Source organism: Arthrobacter sp. TmtSoilC77, from assembly GCF_059739415.1.
This window is the reverse complement of sequence record NZ_AP046050.1, coordinates 3,931,196-3,949,254: the sequence shown is the minus strand read 5'-3', so window position 1 is coordinate 3,949,254 and position 18,059 is coordinate 3,931,196. Positions and strand designations below refer to the sequence as shown.

Below are 18,059 nucleotides of genomic sequence, written 5' to 3'. Positions count from 1 at the left end.
CCCGGTGGCTGACATGACAATCCTGGATCCCGCAGAAATGCAGACCGCAGCTGAAAAGCAGGCTGCGCTCCTCCCCAACGGAGGCAAAAGCGCAGAGCCCACAGCGGCAAACGCAAAGCACACGGCAACCGGCAACAGCAAGCCGCCGGTGTCGAACTCCTTCCTGGATAAGTTTTTCCAGATCTCCAAGCGTGGTTCCACGTTGGCCCGCGAATTCCGCGGCGGCTTGGTCACGTTCTTCACCATGGCGTACATCGTCATCCTCAACCCGCTCATCCTGGGTGGCTTCTCGGCGGACAACGCACCGGTGGATGTGGCCGGCGGCTGGCTCTCGGCAGCACAGGTGGGCGCAGTGACCGGCCTGACAGCCGGTGTCATGACCATCGTCTTCGGACTGGTCGCCAACCTTCCTTTCGGCCTCGCAGCAGGCCTGGGTATCAATTCCTTCCTCGCCGTGGCTGTCATCCAGGAAGTCACATGGCCAGAAGCCATGGGCCTGGTGGTCATCAACGGCATCCTGATCGTCCTTTTCGGCGCCACCGGTGCCCGTACGGCGATCTTCAAGGCAGTCCCCAAGGAACTCAAGGCCGCCATCACCGTGGGCATCGGTCTGTTCATCGCCTTTATCGGCTTCGTCGACTCCGGCTTTGTCCGCCCCACCAAGGGCGGCCCCCCGGTCCAGCTCGGCACGGATGGTTCCATCACCTCCATCCCAACCCTCGTCTTCATCATCGGATTGCTGGTCATGGGTATCCTCGTGGCACGTAAGATCCAGGGCGGCCTGTTGATCGGCATCGTCGCCACAACAGTCCTCGCCGCTGTAGCCGAGGCCGTGTTCCACATTGGTCCCGGCACAGCAGACAACCCCGGCGGCTGGCACCTCAACGTGCCCATCCTGTCCAGCCAGTTGATGTCCGTCCCGGACCTCAGCCTGGTAGGCCAGTTCGATCTCTTCGGTTCCTTCGCAAGGATCGGCGGACTGGCCGCGACCATGCTGGTCTTCACCCTGGTGTTCACCAACTTCTTCGACGCCATGGGCACCATGACGGGCCTGGCCAAGAGCGCAGGCGTGGCACACAAGGACGGAACGTTCCCCAAACTGAAGTCCGCCTTCATCGTTGAAGGCATGGGTGCAGTGGTGGGCGGCGCAACGTCCGGTTCGTCCAACACCGTGTACATCGACTCGGCTGCGGGCATTGGCGAAGGCGCACGGACCGGCCTTGCCTCGGTGGTCACCGGCTTGCTGTTCCTTGGGTCGATGTTCTTCACCCCGCTTACTTCGGTTGTCCCGTTGGAAGTGGCTGCCGCCGCGCTCGTGGTGGTGGGCGCGATGATGATGGCCCAGATCCGCGAGATCAAGTTCACCAAGTTCGCCATCGCGTTGCCGGCGTTCCTCACCATCGTGACCATGCCGCTGACCTACTCCATTGCCAACGGCATCGGCGTCGGGTTCATCTCCTTCGCGGTGATCAGCGCGGCATCGGGCAAGGCCAAGAAGGTCCATCCGCTCATGTGGGTGGTCACGGCGGGCTTCATCATCTACTTCGCCCGTGGCCCGATCAACGCCTTGATGGGCGTCTAACCCGGAGCCACCCCCGCGCCGGCGGGCCCACACCCGGCACTTCGAACGGCGGTCCATCCGCACCCACCGCACGAATAGGCGTCCGTCGTCGTGGTCCTTTGGGAACAGGCACGACGGCGGGCGGCGGCCCTGTTGATTCAGGAACGGGTGTTGATGCTCCGTCAGGGAACGGGGGCAGGGAGATGAAGCCCTTGCCCCCGTTCCTATGAACTCTTATTCAATAACCGCGACTACCCCTCAACACCTTCTGGAAATGAGATTATGAGGGCAAGATCGCGCACTTCTCCGGCCGGGCCACCTGGCCGGGACACCTGGAAAAAGGACGTGTTGCCATGCTGGATCTGATGCCTTCCCTGGGCAGCTGGCGGCCTGCGGTCTCTGGCCAACGATGTGCTGTGGCCACGATTGTAGGGACCGGCGGCTCCGTGCCGCGCCCCATGGGTACTTCCATGATGGTCTCCGAACACGGCGAAATCCTGGGCAGCCTGTCCGGCGGTTGCGTAGAAGGGGCGGTCGTTGAGGCAGCCTTGGAAGCAATGCGCGACGGCGGCCCTCGCCTTGAATCTTTTGGCTACAGTGCCGAGGACGCGTTCGCCGCAGGACTCACCTGTGGAGGGGAGCTGGAAGTCCATATCCAGCCGCTGGCTAGCGATTCCGGCGAAATGGCCTTGTTCGATATTGCTGTATCAAACGAACCGACTGCCCTCGCGCTCATCCGCAGGCTCGGCGGCGGAGGGGGCGTTGTCGTCGTTGATGATCCCGTGCGCTTCCGTGCCATGGAATCAACGCAACTCGCCCGGTTGGTGGGCGATCATCCTGCCACCTTGATGGCTGCGGCGGCTCAGGTGGAGCCGCTGCTCCAAGGCGGCCGCACGGGGTTGGTCCGGCTGGCAGCGCCAGAGGGCTGCATCGATGGCTGGGTTACCACTGAGAGGTTGGCTATGCCCCCACAAGAAGTAACCCAGCCCGAACCGATCACCCTGTTCGTGGAAAGCCGGTTGCCGGCAGCGCGGATGCTCATTTTCGGTGCCAACGACTTCGGAGCCGCGTTGCTCCCCGCCGGACAGTTGCTTGGTTACAACGTCACCCTTTGTGATGCCCGCCCTGCGTTTGCCCAGCAGACCCGTTTCGCCGGAGCGGACCAAGTGGTCACCGACTGGCCGCACCGGTATCTGGAAGCCGAAGCAGCGGCCGGGCAGGTCGACGCCCGGACCGTGGTGTGCATCTTGACCCACGATCCAAAATTCGACATCCCTTTGCTTGAAACAGCGCTTCGCTTGAACCTGGCTTACGTCGGCGCAATGGGCTCGCGGCGCAGCCACCGGCAACGGATTGACGCCCTGCTCGAAGCGGGCACGCCTGTCGAAGCGCTCGAACGCCTGCATTCCCCGATCGGATTGGACCTTGGTGCAGTGACACCAGCCGAAGTGGCAGTCTCCATCACGGCGGAAATCATCGCCGAGCGGGGAACCCCCAGCCGCGCAGCCACGGGCTTCCCTTCGCTCAAGGACAGCACCGGCCCGATTCACCCGGCACCTCAACACCTCACTCAGGAGGACCCATGGACATGAACACCATCGAGGCCGTGGTCCCCACCACGGATCCTTCGCAATGGCGCGACGGCGATGCCTGGCTCGCCGGGGGCACTGTCCTTTTCTCCTATGGCAGCACCGTCCTCAAGCGGCTCCTTGACCTCGGCCAAGCAGATTGGCCAGCGATCACTGTCACAGACCAAGGCATCGAACTTGCCGCCACCTGCACTGTCGCAGAGCTTTACGCCCTGCCGGCATCCGCGGAAATAGCCAACCGTGAGTGGCCGGGGCTGGCCCTCATCCGTCCGTGCTGCGACTCTTTCGTGGCATCGTTCAAGATCTGGAACATGTCCACGGTAGGCGGCAACCTCTGCACGTCTTTGCCGGCTGGCCCCATGATTTCCTTGTGCGCCGGACTCGACGGCATTGCATCCATCCAGAGCCCGGATGGCAGCAGCCGCAGCGTACCTGTCACCGATTTCGTCACCGGGGATATGCAGAATGTCCTGTTCCCGGGGGAGTTGCTCCGCAGCATCCAGCTTCCGGCCGCGGCACTCTCGGCCCGGGTCGCCTTCCGGCGTCTGTCGCTAAGTAATCTGGGACGCTCCGGCGTGCTGGTCATCGGACGCCTCGACGCCGACGGCGGCATGGTCATCACCGTCACCTCCTCGACGAAAAGGCCGGTACAACTACGGTTCCCCGCCGGGCAGGTTCCCGACGCCGGGATGCTGGCTGACGCCGTCGGGGATTCCATTCCCTGGCCGCTGTACCACGATGACATCCATGGGCTTCCCGCGTGGCGCCGCGATATGACGTTCAAACTGGCCGAGGAAATCCGGGCCGAGCTACTGGGCGAGTCGATGGTCGTGTCAGGCGATTTCTGGCCGCCGCACGCAACGTCACCGCAACCATCCACGCAACCCGCAAACAACAAGCCGCAGAAGGAGGCCTCCCATGGCAATTGAGATCAACGGCGCTGCCTCCCAGGCCACACCCCGCCCCGGCCAATGCCTGCGCACTTTCCTACGGGAGCAGGGAAACTTCGGCGTTAAGAAGGGCTGCGACGGCGGTGACTGCGGCGCTTGCACTGTGCACGTCGATGGCACCCCCGTCCACAGCTGCATCTACCCGGCTGTTCGCGCCGATGGCAAAGCGGTCACCACGATCGAGGGCCTCTCCAACGACCAAAACCTTCACCCGGTGCAGGAGCAGTTCCTTGAAGCGCAGGGTTTCCAATGCGGTTTCTGCACCGCTGGCATGGTCATGACGGCAGCAACTTTCGACGACGAGCAACGTGCCAACCTGCCCCGCAACCTCAAGGGCAATCTGTGCCGCTGCACCGGCTACCGTTCCATCGCTGACGCTGTGTGCGGTCATGGCGGCGGGCACGCGCACGACGCCGGAGCTGACGTTTCCGGGGCACAATCGCCTGGCGCTGGTCATCCTGCCGCTGTGGAAGCCACGCCCGGCCAGCTCGGGGACAATGTGCCAGCACCCGCCGGTCAAGCCGTGGTGACCGGAACTGCCCGGTACACGCTGGATGTCCCGGCCGGGCAGCTGCCCGGACTACTGCACCTCAAGCTTCTCCGTTCGCCGCATCCACATGCCCGGATCGTATCCATTGACAAGACCGCGGCACTGGCTGTTCCTGGCGTCGTCGCCGTATTCACACACGAAGACGCGCCGGCGCAGTTGTTCTCCACTGCCCAGCACGAACACTTCACGGACGATCCCGATGACACCCGCGTGCTGGACAACGTAGTGAGGTTCATCGGGCAGCGCGTTGCCGCTGTCGTGGCCGAGTCCGTTGCTGCTGCCGAGGCCGGAACCCGGGCGCTGGTTGTGGAGTACGAGCTTCTGGAGCCGGTATTTACGCCCCAAGGGGCAATTCTTCCCGGCGCTCCCGCAATCCATGGCGATAAGGACGGCGTTCTGTCCAGAATCTCGCGGCCACTGGAGAACGTGGTGGCCGAAGTCCATGCTGAGCTGGGCAGTGTGGCCGACGGGTTCGCGGCAGCCGACTTCATCCATGAGCACACGTACAAGACGCAAAGGGTTCAGCACGTTGCGATGGAAACGCACGCGTCCATTGCCTGGCTGGATGACGAAGGCAGACTGGTTGTCCGTTCCTCCACGCAGGTTCCGTTCCTGGTGAAGCGCACCTTGATGCGCTTGTTCAACTTGCCGGAGGAGACGGTCCGCGTGATGGCCGGTCGCGTCGGGGGTGGTTTTGGCGGGAAACAGGAGGTCCTCACAGAGGATCTTGTGGCCCTCGCGGCACTGGCTTTGCGTAGGCCGGTCCAGGTGGAGTTCACCCGGACGGAGCAGTTCATGGCCGCCACCACGAGGCACCCCTTCACTATTAATCTCAAAGCTGGAGCCAGCCGGGACGGATACCTGACCGCCCTTCAATTGAACGTCATCACCAACACCGGCGCTTACGGAAACCATGCGCCCGGCGTGATGTTCCACGGCTGTGGCGAATCGCTGGCGGTCTACAAGTGCGTGAACAAGAAAGTGGATGCGCAGGCCGTCTACACCAACACCGTTCCCGCCGGTGCCTTCCGGGGGTATGGGTTGAGCCAGATGATTTTCGCGATCGAGTCGGCAATTGACGAGCTGGCGATCGGAATCGGCATGGACCCCTTGGAGTTCCGGCTTAAGAACATGGTCCGGCCTGGCGATCACATGTTGTCCACCACGCCCGAGCCCGAGGAAGACGTCCACTACGGCAGCTATGGCCTCGACCAGTGTGTGGCCTTGGTCCGGGACGCACTGGACCGTGGCAAGGAGCGTTACCGGGCCGCCGGACTCGACGACCTCGGTCCGGACTGGGTCACCGGCGAAGGTGCGGCCCTGTCCATGATCGATACCGTCCCGCCGCGGGGCCACTTCGCCCACACGAGGGTGAGCCTGGAAGCGGACGGAAGGTTCGCCGTCGACGTCGGCACTGCGGAGTTCGGGAACGGCACCACAACTGTCCATGCGCAACTGGCAGCAACAGCATTGGCAACGGCCGCCTCAAAAATTACCGTCCGTCAGTCCGATACGGACCTCGTGGAGCACGATACCGGCGCATTCGGTTCGGCCGGGACGGTGGTCGCCGGCAAGGCGACGCTCGGCGCAGCCCTTGAGCTCGCCACCAGGATCCAGACCGTGGCGGCTTCCTTGACGGGGTCTGCATTAGCGGATTGCCGTTTGGTGGACGGGGCTGTCGAGTGCGGTGATCGTACGGTGCCACTGACGGAACTTTTCGACGCCGCCCGTCTGCAAGGCGTTCGTCTCGCCACGGATGGCAACTGGGGAGGAACGCCGCGGTCAGTGGCCTTCAATGTCCACGGTTTCCGGGTTGCCGTTAATACGGGAACAGGTGAGCTGCGGATCCTGCAGAGCGTGCAAGCCGCAGATGCCGGCGTTGTGGTGAACCCTCGTCAGTGCCGTGGGCAGATCGAAGGCGGCATCGCGCAGGCACTTGGTGCGGTGCTCTATGAGGAAGTGAAAGTGGACGACGCCGGACACGTCACCACCGATATCCTCCGGCAGTATCACATTCCCTCATTCGCGGACGTGCCGCGGAGCGAGGTCTATTTCGCAACAACCAACGACACCACCGGGCCCCTCGGCGCCAAGTCCATGAGCGAGAGCCCGTTCAACCCCGTGGCACCCGCGCTGGCCAATGCGATCCGCAACGCCACCGGGGTCCGTTTCGGCGAACTGCCCATCGCCCGGGACAAAATTTACCTGGCCCTCCGTGACCGCACCCTGATCCCCAACTGAGTCGCATTTGTGCGCGTTTAGAGCCGTCTAAACGCGCACAAATGCGACCTACATGGGTGAGAGGGTGAGCTCCATGAACACGCTGTTCGGGTCCAGGGTGTAGTCGGCGAAGGGCGGGCATTCGGTGAACCCGTGCCGCGCATACAAGCGACGCGCGGGCGCAAAGTACTCTTCGGTTCCCGTTTCCAAGCTCACACGTTCGTATCCCCGCCGGCCGGCTTCGGCCACGATATGTTCGAGCATGCGGGTGGCCACTCCCCGCCCACGGGCAGCGGTGGTGGTGCGCATCGACTTGATCTCAGCATGCCCCGCGGCCAGTTCCTTCAGCGCCCCGCATCCCAGCAACACGCCGTCCTCGCGGGCTGTCCAGAACGTGATCGTTTCATGCGACAACGCCGAATGGTCCAACGCGTGCACGCTTTCTGCCGGCGACGTCGCAAACATATCCGCCAGATGCTCGCTGAGGAGCTGATGAACATCCGGGCGCGTGGGATCGTCAGGTGCAATCTGGATCATGGATTCAAACTTACCGGCTCAGGATGGGTCGGCCCTACGCTCAGCTCCGCAGTCAGTCCTCCAGCAAGTGCAACTGGTCCTTCGTATCCAGGTCCTCGCCCGAGCAGAGATCGCTGCAATCCACCAGGTCCACCAGGCCCGGATGCGCCTTGAGGAAGGATCGCGCCCCCGTGTCACCATTCGCGGCTTCCGCCGCTTGGGATCGGAGCCCGACGTCGATAATCACCGGGTGCCGACGCTTTAGGCGGCCTGACTCGTCAGGATAGGCGGCTGCCGTGACCCGACCGGGACGGTGGCTGCCCAGCAATCTGCTGACCGCCGTCGGGGTCAATCCGGGCTGGTCCACCAACGCCACCATGATGCTGTGTCCGGGTGAGGCGGCCTCGATTCCTGCGCGGAAAGAGCCCGCCATGCCTTTGGCCCAGTTCTTGTTCTCCACCACCGTGTACGTCCGTAGATCGGTGGTGCTTCGAACGCGGTCCGCCTCGGCGCCAACAACCACAACGACCTCCCGGCAGCCGCCGTCGAACAGCGTATCGGCGAGCACCTCAACCAGCGTTCGGCCGCGGTAGGGGAGCAGCGCCTTGGGTCCGCGGCCCAAGCGCGTACCGGCCCCCGCAGCAAGCAAGACGCCCGTGGTGGGCGCCACGCCGGATTCAGTCATATCCTCACGATACGCGCGGGCATCCGTGAGGTCTGTAGCTCCTTCGGGGCTTTCCACGACATCTACCAAAATCGGTTGCAAACTACTCCTCAGTAGGTCTGTTGGTAGGTTCCGACGGCCATTATTGTCTGTAGGGAATTGTTCAAATCGCTCTAATGCAATGATGCGTGGAGGAAAAGGGGAAGATGGCGGGCAGTTTCGAAATACTCAAGGCCGGGACGAACACGTTCAGGTTCCGACTCACAGCCGATGACGGCACAGTTGTGGCAGTGTCGCCACAGTTTCCCAATTTGAAGGCCGTCGTGGCCGGTATCAACGCGGTCCGCGAAAACGCGGCAACCGGATTCGTCGTAGACCGGAGGAACCTGGGCACCTGAGCCTCCCCCGCAGTACACCAAAAACACAGTAGGCGGCAGTGTTCTTCATGAACACTGCCGCCAACTGTCTTATTGCCTTGTCATGCTTCGGTTGTTAGGCATCGCCGCCCGCTCCGCCGGTGGTGCCGGCGTTCACATCGAGCAGCTTGTAACGGTCAATGGCGTACGACGGCGCACCCTCCTCGACTTCGCCCCTCGCCGCCAGCAACTGGAGGGTTTTGGCGACGATGGAGTGGGTGTCGTTTTTGAAGTAGCGGCGGGCGGCTTGGCGGGTGTCGGAGAAGCCGAAGCCGTCTGCTCCGAGGGAGGCGAAGTCGTTGGGGATGAATTGGCGGATTTGGTCGGGGACGGCTTTCATGTAGTCGGACACGGCGATGACGGGTCCGGTGGTGCCGGCGAGTTGTTCGGTGATGAACGGGGTGCGGGCGGGTTGGCCGGGGTTGAGGAAGGCGTGTTCTTCGGCGGCGAGTCCGTCGCGTCGGAGTTCGTTCCAGGACGTCACGGACCAGACTTCGGCGGCGACGCCCCAGTCCTGGGCGAGAATCCGGGCGGCTTCCAGGGCCCAGGGTACGGAGACTCCGGAGGCGAGGATGTTCGCGGTGGGCCGGTTGGTACCTGTGTTGGCGGCGCCATTGGTGTTTTCCGGGGCGGGGGCGAGGCGGTAGATGCCCTTGATCAGGCCGTTGATGTCCAGGTTTTCCGGTTCGGCGGGTTGGGTGATGGGTTCGTTGTAGACGGTGAGGTAGTACATCACGTTTTTGTCGGATGCGGTGCCGGTGCCGTCGTTGTCGGGGCCGTACATTTCTTCGAGGCCGTGGCGGATGATGTGGCCGATTTCGTAGCCGTAGGCGGGGTCGTAGGTTTTCACGGCGGGGTTGGTGGAGGCCAGGAGGGGGGAGTGCCCGTCGGCGTGTTGGAGTCCTTCGCCGGTGAGGGTGGTTCGTCCTGCGGTGGCGCCGATGATGAAGCCGCGGGTCATTTGGTCCGCGGCGGCCCAGAAGGAATCTCCGGTGCGTTGGAAGCCGAACATGGAGTAGAAGACGTAGATCGGGACCAGGGGTTCGCCGTGGGTGGCGTACGCGGTGCCGGCGGCGGTGAACGCTGCGACGGCGCCGGCTTCGTTGATGCCGGGGTGGATCAGTTGCCCGGCGGGGGATTCCTTGTAGGCCAGGACGAGGTCCCGGTCCACGGAGAGGTAGTTCTGGCCCTTGGGGTTGTAGATTTTCGCGGTCGGGAAGAACGCGTCCATGCCGAAGGTGCGTGATTCGTCCGGGACGACGGGCACGAACCGGGCCCCGAAGTTCTTGTCCCGCATGAGGTCTTTCAGGAGCCGGACGAAGGCCATGGTGGTCGCGGCTTGTTGTTTGCCGGAGCCGCGTTTGGCGACCTCGTAGGATTTGGCTTCGGGCAGGGTCACGGGGGTGTGGGTGCGGCGGCGTTCGGGGACGAAGCCGCCCAGTTCTGCCCGGCGTTCCATGAGGTATTTGATTTCCGGGGCGTCCATGCCGGGGTGGTAGTACGGGGGCCGGTAGAGGTCCGCGTCGAGCTGGTCATCGCTGATGGGGATGCGCAGGTGGTCACGGAAGGCCTTGAGGTCTTCCATGGTCAGCTTTTTCATCTGGTGGGTGGCGTTGCGGCCTTCGAAGTGCGGGCCCAGGCCGTAGCCCTTGACGGTTTTGGCCAGGATCACGGTGGGTTTGCCCTTGAACTCGACCGCTGCCTTGTACGCGGCGTAGACCTTGCGGTAATCGTGCCCGCCGCGTTTGAGGCCCCAGATCTGCTCATCGGTCAGGTCAGCGACCATGTCCTTGGTCTGCGGGGACTTGCCGAAGAAGTGGTCCCGGACGAACCCGCCGGACTCGGCCTTGTAGGTCTGGTAGTCACCATCGGGGGTTTCGTTCATGATTTTCACCAACGCCCCGTCCTGGTCCGCTTCCAGCAGCGAGTCCCATTCCCGGCCCCAGACGACCTTGATCACGTTCCAGCCCGCACCGCGGAAGAACGCCTCCAACTCCTGCATGATCTTCCCGTTGCCGCGCACCGGCCCGTCCAGGCGCTGGAGGTTGCAGTTGATCACGAAGTTCAGGTTGTCCAGGTTCTCGTTCGCCGCGAGCTGGAGCAGGCCGCGGGATTCGGGCTCGTCCATTTCCCCGTCGCCCAGGAACGCCCAGACCTGCTGATCACTGGTGTCCTTGATGCCGCGGTTGTGCAGGTACCGGTTGGACTGGGCCTGGTAGATCGCGTTCATCGGCCCGATACCCATCGACACGGTCGGGAATTCCCAGAAGTCCGGCATCAGCCGCGGGTGCGGGTACGAGGACAGGGCATGGCCCTCACGGGACTTTTCCTGGCGGAACCCGTCCAGGTCCTCCTCGGTCAGGCGGCCTTCCATGAACGCCCTGGCGTACATGCCCGGGGACGCGTGTCCCTGGAAGAACACCTGGTCCCCGCCCGAGGGGTGGTCCTTGCCGCGGAAGAAATGGTTGAACCCGACCTCGTACAGGGTCGCCGCGCCGGCATAGGTGGAAATATGCCCGCCCACCCCGATATCGGCCCGCTGCGCGCGATGGACCATGACCGCGGCGTTCCAGCGCATGTACGCACGGTACCGGCGCTCGAACTCCTCGTTTCCCGGGAATTCTGCTTCCTGGTCCACCGGGATCGTGTTCACATAATCAGTGGTCGTTACCATGGGCACACCCACCGACCGGGCACCGGCACGCTGCAACAACGAACGCATAATGTACTGGGCACGCTCCGTGCCCTGCTCCGCGATCAACGCATCAAGGGACTCAATCCACTCCGCGGTCTCTTCCGGATCACGATCAGGCAGCTGGGCAGTCAACCCGCTGAGGATGTGTGAGGTCTCTTCTCCTGCAGCCACGTCCAACCTCTCTTCATTGAATGTCTGGGCGCTTGCTCTGTGGGGGCGCTCAAGGAATTTCGTATTGTGAGAATAAAATTCTGCAATTCGAGATTACGTCTGCCGATGGGCAGCGTCAACACGGATTACGTAACCGCAACAGTCAACTGGGAAAGGCCGGGTCATTCAACCAAATGTGACCCTCCATACACTTGTGACGCCTTGACGTGACGTGACCTGGGTCATAGAGTACTTTCACTATTCAATAACTTGTTTCCGCTTTGTGGAAACAGTACGAAGTGGAGATCCACGATGCAGACGACTTCATCAGTCGGCGTCACTGAGACTCCGGAAGACAAAACAGCAGGTGGGCCCAACCACCCGGCCGTGGGCAACACGGACCTTTGCGCTATTGCTTCCGAAGCCGCAGGCCGTACCATCAGCCCCAGTCTTTACAACATCGACCTCGCCCCCACCAAGGCAGCCGGCCGCAAGTGGACGAGTTACAGCATCTTTACCCTCTGGGCCAATGACGTCCACAGCCTGGGTAACTACGCGTTTGCCATTGGTTTGTTCTCCCTCGGACTGGGTGGCTGGCAGATCCTGGTGGCACTGGGAATCGGGGCTACCCTGCTCTTCGCCCTCTTGAACTTCTCGGGATTCATGGGCCAGAAGACCGGCGTCCCCTTCCCCGTCATGAGCCGGATCAGCTTCGGCATTCGGGGCGCCCAAATCGCCAGCCTGGTCCGTGGCGCCGTGGCTGTCGCCTGGTTCGGTATCCAGACCTACCTGGCATCGGTGGTACTTCGCGTGATGCTCGTCGCCATGGCCCCTGGCCTGAAGGACCTGGACAGCAACTCCATCCTTGGCCTTTCGACGCTGGGCTGGCTCTCCTTCGTGGCGCTCTGGATCGTCCAGCTGGTCATCGTCAGCTTCGGCATGGAAATGATCCGGAAATACGAGGCCTTCGCGGGTCCCATCATCCTGGTGACAATGGCTGCGATTGCCGTCTGGGTCTTCATTGAGGCCGGGGGCGCCATCCAGTGGAGCGGCATCAAGGGACTCGAGGGCGCCGACATGTGGCTCACCATCTTCGCCGGCGGGGCATTGTGGGTTTCCATCTACGGAACGTTCGTCCTGAACTTCTGCGATTTCACCCGGTCCTCTGTTTCCAGGAAGTCCATCGTTAAGGGCAACTTCTGGGGCATCCCCATCAACATGCTGGTATTCGGTGCAATCGTGGTGGTGATGGCCGGTGGACAGTACAAGATCAATGGCACAGTCATCGAGAGCCCGTCGGACATCGTCCAGAGCATCCCCAATACCCTGCTGCTGGTCCTGGCTTGCCTTGCCTTGCTGATCCTGACCATCGCCGTGAACCTGATGGCAAACTTCGTAGCACCCGTTTATGCACTGACCAACCTCTTCCCGCGGCACCTGAATTTCCGTAAAGCGGCGTGGGTCAGCGGCATCATCGGCCTCATCATCCTGCCGTGGAACCTCTACAACAACCCGATCGTCATCGTTTACTTCCTCGGTGGCCTGGGCGCACTGCTCGGCCCGCTGTTCGGAGTGGTCATGGCTGACTACTGGCTCGTCCGCCGTGGCAAGGTCAACGTCCCGGAGCTCTACACCGACGATCCCAAGGGCGCGTACTTCTACAAGCGGGGCGTGAACCCCAAGGCCATTGTTGCCATGCTCCCCGCGGCCGCCCTGGCTATTGCAATCGCCTTCATCCCGGGATTGGCTGCAGCGGCGCCGTTCGCCTGGTTCATCGGAGCCGGTGTAGCCGCGCTTACGTACTTTGCCGTGGCTGACAAGAAGCAGGCCCACGACGACGTCTCCGGCGAACCGATCGCCGTCGCCAGCACCCACTAATATAGAGGAAACCATGCGCATCCTTGTCGCAAACGTGAACACTACGCAGTCCATGACCGATTCCATCGCCGCCCAGGCCAGGGCTGTTGCGGCCCCCGGCACTGAGATCGTTGGCATCACTCCGCGCTTTGGCGCCGACTCCTGCGAGGGCAACTTCGAGAGCTACCTTGCCGCGATCGCCGTCATGGATGCAGTGGTCAACTATCCCGAACCGTTCGACGCCGTTATCCAGGCAGGCTACGGCGAGCACGGCCGCGAGGGGTTGCAGGAGCTCCTCGATGTCCCGGTGGTGGATATCACCGAGGCCGCTGCCAGTACTGCAATGTTCCTTGGCCACAAGTACTCCGTGGTTACCACGTTGGACCGTGCCGTCCCCTTGATTGAGGACCGCCTCAAACTTGCCGGGTTGGAGGCACGATGCGCTTCCGTCCGCGCCAGCGGTATGGCTGTACTGGAACTTGAGGAACATCCGGACCGCGCGGTCGAAGCGATTGTGGGCCAGGCCGAGCAAGCTGTCCTCCAGGACAAGGCCGAGGTGATTGTCCTGGGCTGCGGCGGCATGGCCGGCCTCGACGAGCAGGTCCGACAGCGGACCGGCGTGCCCGTTGTTGATGGAGTGGCGGCCGCCGTCACCATCGCTGAGTCCTTGGTTAGGCTCGGCCTCACCACCTCCAAAGTCCGCACCTATGCCACGCCGCGTCCGAAGACTGTCATAGGCTGGCCGATAACAGCAGCCCAGACGGCTGCGGGGCAGCCCGTAGAAGCAGCGCACTGACGCTGCTTGCAGCAGCTGTTTTGAAGGCGATTCCCCGAAAGGCCACCACATGACTGACCCACGCCCGCCCGCAGACCCGAGGGTCGCCGTCGTGACCGGTGCCGGTTCCGGCATTGGGAGGGCCGTTGCGCGGCTCATGCTTGCGGAGGGTTACCGCGTGGCGTTGGCGGGGCGTCGCGAAGCGCAGCTGCTGGAAACCGCGGACAACCATCCGGACGCCCTGGTGGTGCCGTGCGATGTAACAGAGCCCGACGCCGTCGCCCGCCTTTTCGCTGAGGTTCGCCAGCGCTGGGGCCGTGTTGACGTGCTGTTCAACAACGCAGGCATCTTCGGGCCAGCCGGCGATGTTGGCGAGATCGACGTCGATGGGTGGGAGGCCACCCTGCGCGTCAATGTCACGGGCTCCATGCTGTGCGCCGCGGAAGCCGTGAGGACCATGAAGGCCCAGGAGCCGCAGGGTGGCCGCATTATTAACAACGGCTCCATTTCTGCGCATTCACCCAGGCCCAAGTCTGTCGCGTACACGGTGACGAAGCATGCGATGACGGGCCTGACCAAGAGCATTGAGCTGGATGGCCGGGACTTTGGCATCACGTGCGGGCAGATCGATATTGGAAATACCCGTACCGAAATCATGGACACCATCGGCGTTGGCTCAGGTGCGTTGCAAGCCGATGGCAGCCGGCGCGTGGAGCCGATGTTCCCCGTGGAGGATGCCGCGCGTGCGGTGCTCATGATGGCCAATATGCCGGCTTCGGCCAGCGTTGGTTCCCTGGTGGTGACAGCCGCTGGCATGCCGTTCATAGGCCGGGGCTAAGTACCCGCCACGCCTGAGTGTGTTGTCCTGACCCTTTTTGCTTCAACCGTGCCCACGGCACGCCCATTTCCTGGGCGTGCCGTGGGTTTTTCCTTGTCAATAGAGGTCAGGAAGCCACGACGCCGCGGCTTGGCAACCAATTGTGACTTTCCGCAATATGGAAATTCAATTTCCCCTTGCGGAATGATGTGAGCGGGCTTACATTTGAAAACAACCCCCAAGTGTGGGGCTGTTCCCAACTGATTGGTTCAGATCAATGAAGATCCCAGACTCTGCGGCGCTGAAGGCGAGTTCGGCCCCGCTGAAGAAGAAGCCACTGTACAAGTCGCTCTTTTTTCAAATCCTGATCGCCGTCGTCGCAGGTGTGCTCATCGGTCATTTCTGGCCGAACCTCGGGTCCACCCTCCGGCCGCTGGGTGATGGATTCATTCAACTCATCAAGATGATCATCGCCCCGCTGATTTTCCTCGTGATCGTCACGGGCATCTCGGCAGTCGGCGACGTCAAGGCGGTCGGAAGGGTCGGGGTCAAAGCACTCCTCTACTTCACCTGCGCCACCCTCTTCGCCCTGGTCTTCGGACTCATCGTGGGCAACATCGTTCAGCCTGGCGCCGGCCTGAACATCGATCCCTCCACGCTTTCCCAGGAAGCCGTGGACGCAAAGACCGGCCACGCCGTTCCCAAGGACGCCGCTGCCTTCCTGCTGGACGTCATCCCCACCAGTGTGATCGGCGCCTTCGCCAACAACAGCCTGCTCCAGGTGCTTTTCTTCTCCGTCTTCTTCGGCGCCGCGATCGTGGTCATTGGCCGCCAGCGCTGCCTGCCCGTGATCAGCCTCATGGAGACCGTCCTGGAGCTGATCTTCAAGATCATGTCCTGGATCATGAAGGTCGCTCCGATCGGTGCCTTCGGCGCCATGGCCTTCATCATCGGCCAGTACGGGCTTGGCACTCTCGGCACGTATGCGCTGCTGATCGCATCCTGCTACGGAGCCGCGATCGTCTTTATCGGCCTGCTGTTCCTGGTGGCCTGGGGCTTCGCCCGTGTTCCGCTGTGGCACTTCCTGAAATACACCCGCGAGGAATTCCTGCTTGCACTCGGCACGGCCTCCACTGAAGCGGTCATGCCGCGCATCATGACCAAGTTGACCAACGCCGGCTGCTCCCGGGCAACCACCGGCCTGGTGGTTCCCACCGGCTACTCCTTCAACCTTGACGGCGCAGCGATCTACCTTTCCATCTCCCTGCTGTTCCTGGCCCAGGCGTTCGGCCATCAACTGGACCTCGGTCAGCAGCTGGCTGCGCTGGGTGTGCTGCTCTTGACCTCCAAAGGCATGGCGGGCGTCCCGGGCTCATCGTTCCTGGCCCTCTCGGCCACGGCTGCCGCCCTTGGCATCTTCCCGGTTGCCGGCGTAGCACTCCTCCTCGGAGCCGACCGCCTCATGGACTCCATGCGCGTCGTCGTCAACCTGCTGGGCAACTGCGTAGCCACCTTCGTTGTAGCCAAGTGGGAAGGCCAGTTCGACCGCAGCGTCATGGTCCGTGCCTTCAACGGCGAGATTACCAACGAGGATTCAGCCATCATGCTGGGCCAGGAGGAAGTGTTCGAGGAGCAGGAGCTTGAGCGCCTCAGCGAGGGCCACCACCCCTCACCGAAATTCCGTGGAGGTCCCACAGCGGACGAAATCCCGCAATTCGAGATGAGCAAGCCAGGCCAACCAACCACCCCGGTTTGCCCCGACTAACTCCATGGTTTGTGTACGGCCAATGCCCTTAAGACACGGTCTTGAGGGCATTGGCCGTACACAAGACCCGTCAGAGGGGAAGCAGTTCCGAGAGGTCCGCGCGCAGTCCGGACGCGGCAACGCGGCCAGCCGAAACGGCGTCTCCCCACGAGATCCGGCCGGTAACCAACTCAAGCCAGGTGGCGGCGTCGCACTCTATGACGTTCGGGGGAGTGCCGCGGGTGTGGCGGGGCCCCTCCACGCACTGCGTGACGCCGAACGGGGGAACGCGGACCTCCACCGAATTGCCGGGCGCGCGGGCGGTGACTTCCTCAAGTGAGTAGCGGACCGCCGTCGCAATCAAAGAGCGCGACGGCGGGGTCGCGTCTTCACCCGAGTGTCCGACGGCGGATTGCCAGGCTGCCAGCGCAGCGCGGCCCTCGTCGACGTCAATACGGCGTCGTGCAACTGCCATGGATTCTTTCCTTATTAAATAGGTGACTCAGTCGAGCATCGCGGATACGGCGTGGCCCAGGCGGATCTTGCCCACCGGACGTCCGCCGCCCAGCACGGGTTCCACGACGCGTTCCAGGACGTTGGAAACCGCGGGAATGTCCACCGCGCCACTCACGGCAAGAAGTGTCAAGCCCACCAAGGAAGTAGCGCGGAGGTTGCCGTCCAGCATCTTGACCGCCACGGTTGCGCCGGTGGACGTGGCGAGGACCAGGATGCCTTCGGCGCCGATCTTGGCCAGGATGTCCAGCTCTTCCATGACGATCGTGTTTGATTCGCCCTTGCCCTGGACCGCCCACGGGTAGTCCAGCATGGAGGTGGCGATGGTGGCGGCGCGTGCGTTCGAGGAAGAATCGCCCGGTGACTTCGCCAACCGCGAATACGCCCGCGCCAGTCCGGTGAGCGAGATCGCCGCAACGGGTGCACCGCAGCCATCGATGCCCAGGTGCGAGATCGTTTCGCCGCTGTACTCCTCGATCACGGACCGGACACGCTGCTGCAACGGATGGTTCGGCTCAAGGTAACTACGAAGGTCCCAGCCGTTTTCCGTGCAGGCCCAGAGGAAAGCCGCGTGCTTCCCGGAACAATTGAAGGCAAGCCTGGTCTGGCCGCGCTCGGAACGGACCAGCCAATTGCGGGCGGTTTCGTCCTGCGGCCAGGCCGTGGGGCACTGAAGCTGATCCTCGCGGACGCCTGCGGCTTTGAGCATTCCCTCCACCACGTCCATGTGGTCCAGTGAACCGGTGTGGCTTCCGCAGGCGACAGCCACCTGCGCGCCCCTGAGCGGGACGCCGGACTGCATGGCAGCGAGGGTTTGGAATGGTTTCAGGGTGGAGCGGGCCAGGATGGGAGCATCGATGTCACCCAGCCGGGTTACCACGCTTCCGTCGCCCGCAAGGACAACGGCAGCACCGATGTGCCGGGACTCTATAAAGCCACTGCGTTCGATGACTGCCAGTTCGACGGCGGACTCAACGTTGAACGTTTCATGCGAACTCATGGGCATGAGCCAAGTCTAGGGCGCGAGCACTGTGTTCCCCGG

At 62.9% G+C, this 18,059-nt stretch carries 14 protein-coding genes; 9 read left to right on the top strand and 5 right to left on the bottom strand.

Annotated features, from left to right (window positions below; translation table 11 throughout):
* Positions 1 to 4 precede the first annotated feature (4 nt).
* The 4 genes from AC6I99_RS18125 (at position 5) to AC6I99_RS18110 (ending at position 6,891) form a co-directional block, all read left to right on the top strand.
* A complete protein-coding gene (locus AC6I99_RS18125) occupies positions 5 to 1,582 on the top strand; it encodes an NCS2 family permease (RefSeq protein ID WP_497944429.1) in 1,578 nt (525 codons plus the stop codon).
* A gap of 332 nt (positions 1,583 to 1,914) precedes the next feature.
* Positions 1,915 to 3,153, top strand: coding sequence for an XdhC family protein (locus AC6I99_RS18120; RefSeq protein WP_497961433.1), 1,239 nt, complete (start codon positions 1,915 to 1,917; stop codon positions 3,151 to 3,153).
* Positions 3,144 to 4,079 carry an FAD binding domain-containing protein gene (locus AC6I99_RS18115; protein ID WP_497961431.1) on the top strand — a complete coding sequence of 312 codons (936 nt, stop codon included), beginning with the start codon at positions 3,144 to 3,146 and terminating at the stop codon, positions 4,077 to 4,079. The genes AC6I99_RS18120 and AC6I99_RS18115 overlap by 10 nt, the downstream gene beginning before the upstream one ends.
* Positions 4,069 to 6,891 (top strand): molybdopterin-dependent oxidoreductase, encoded by a 2,823-nt coding sequence (locus AC6I99_RS18110; protein WP_497944432.1) that lies wholly within the window; start codon positions 4,069 to 4,071, stop codon positions 6,889 to 6,891. The genes AC6I99_RS18115 and AC6I99_RS18110 overlap by 11 nt, the downstream gene beginning before the upstream one ends.
* 48 nt (positions 6,892 to 6,939) lie before the next feature.
* Here AC6I99_RS18110 and AC6I99_RS18105 read toward each other — a convergent pair whose 3' ends face one another.
* Both AC6I99_RS18105 and nboR read right to left on the bottom strand, forming a co-directional pair.
* On the bottom strand, positions 6,940 to 7,407 hold the full coding sequence (locus AC6I99_RS18105) for a GNAT family N-acetyltransferase (protein ID WP_497961429.1): 468 nt from the start codon (positions 7,405 to 7,407) through the stop codon (positions 6,940 to 6,942).
* A gap of 52 nt (positions 7,408 to 7,459) precedes the next feature.
* On the bottom strand, positions 7,460 to 8,071 hold the full coding sequence (gene nboR / locus AC6I99_RS18100) for a nicotine blue oxidoreductase (protein ID WP_224088878.1): 612 nt from the start codon (positions 8,069 to 8,071) through the stop codon (positions 7,460 to 7,462).
* 185 nt (positions 8,072 to 8,256) lie between these two features.
* Here nboR and AC6I99_RS18095 point away from each other — a divergent pair, with 185 nt between their 5' ends.
* The gene (locus AC6I99_RS18095) at positions 8,257 to 8,448 is read left to right on the top strand and encodes a YegP family protein (protein ID WP_223934473.1); all 192 of its coding nucleotides are present in this window, start codon (positions 8,257 to 8,259) and stop codon (positions 8,446 to 8,448) included.
* A gap of 94 nt (positions 8,449 to 8,542) precedes the next feature.
* Here AC6I99_RS18095 and aceE read toward each other — a convergent pair whose 3' ends face one another.
* A complete protein-coding gene (gene aceE / locus AC6I99_RS18090; protein ID WP_497961428.1) occupies positions 8,543 to 11,332 on the bottom strand; it encodes a pyruvate dehydrogenase (acetyl-transferring), homodimeric type in 2,790 nt (929 codons plus the stop codon).
* Between the two features lie 291 nt (positions 11,333 to 11,623).
* Here aceE and AC6I99_RS18085 point away from each other — a divergent pair, with 291 nt between their 5' ends.
* From AC6I99_RS18085 to AC6I99_RS18070, 4 genes are all read left to right on the top strand, one after another.
* Positions 11,624 to 13,189: an NCS1 family nucleobase:cation symporter-1 gene (locus AC6I99_RS18085; RefSeq protein ID WP_224088874.1), complete on the top strand. Its 1,566-nt coding sequence runs from the start codon at positions 11,624 to 11,626 to the stop codon at positions 13,187 to 13,189.
* Positions 13,190 to 13,202: 13 nt separating this feature from the next.
* Positions 13,203 to 13,964 (top strand): aspartate/glutamate racemase family protein, encoded by a 762-nt coding sequence (locus AC6I99_RS18080; RefSeq protein ID WP_224165326.1) that lies wholly within the window; start codon positions 13,203 to 13,205, stop codon positions 13,962 to 13,964.
* 49 nt (positions 13,965 to 14,013) lie between these two features.
* Positions 14,014 to 14,781 carry an SDR family oxidoreductase gene (locus tag AC6I99_RS18075; protein ID WP_497944435.1) on the top strand — a complete coding sequence of 256 codons (768 nt, stop codon included), beginning with the start codon at positions 14,014 to 14,016 and terminating at the stop codon, positions 14,779 to 14,781.
* A 256-nt stretch (positions 14,782 to 15,037) separates the two neighbouring features.
* Positions 15,038 to 16,525, top strand: coding sequence for a cation:dicarboxylate symporter family transporter (locus AC6I99_RS18070; RefSeq protein ID WP_224088871.1), 1,488 nt, complete (start codon positions 15,038 to 15,040; stop codon positions 16,523 to 16,525).
* Positions 16,526 to 16,595: 70 nt separating this feature from the next.
* On the opposite strand, the gene AC6I99_RS18065 is transcribed toward AC6I99_RS18070, so the two are convergent.
* Positions 16,596 to 16,979 carry a sterol carrier family protein gene (locus tag AC6I99_RS18065; RefSeq protein ID WP_309925035.1) on the bottom strand — a complete coding sequence of 128 codons (384 nt, stop codon included), beginning with the start codon at positions 16,977 to 16,979 and terminating at the stop codon, positions 16,596 to 16,598.
* A 27-nt stretch (positions 16,980 to 17,006) separates the two neighbouring features.
* Complete coding sequence (locus tag AC6I99_RS18060) at positions 17,007 to 18,023, bottom strand: asparaginase (RefSeq protein ID WP_309925037.1); 1,017 nt, start codon at positions 18,021 to 18,023, stop codon at positions 17,007 to 17,009.
* Positions 18,024 to 18,059: the final 36 nt, after the last annotated feature.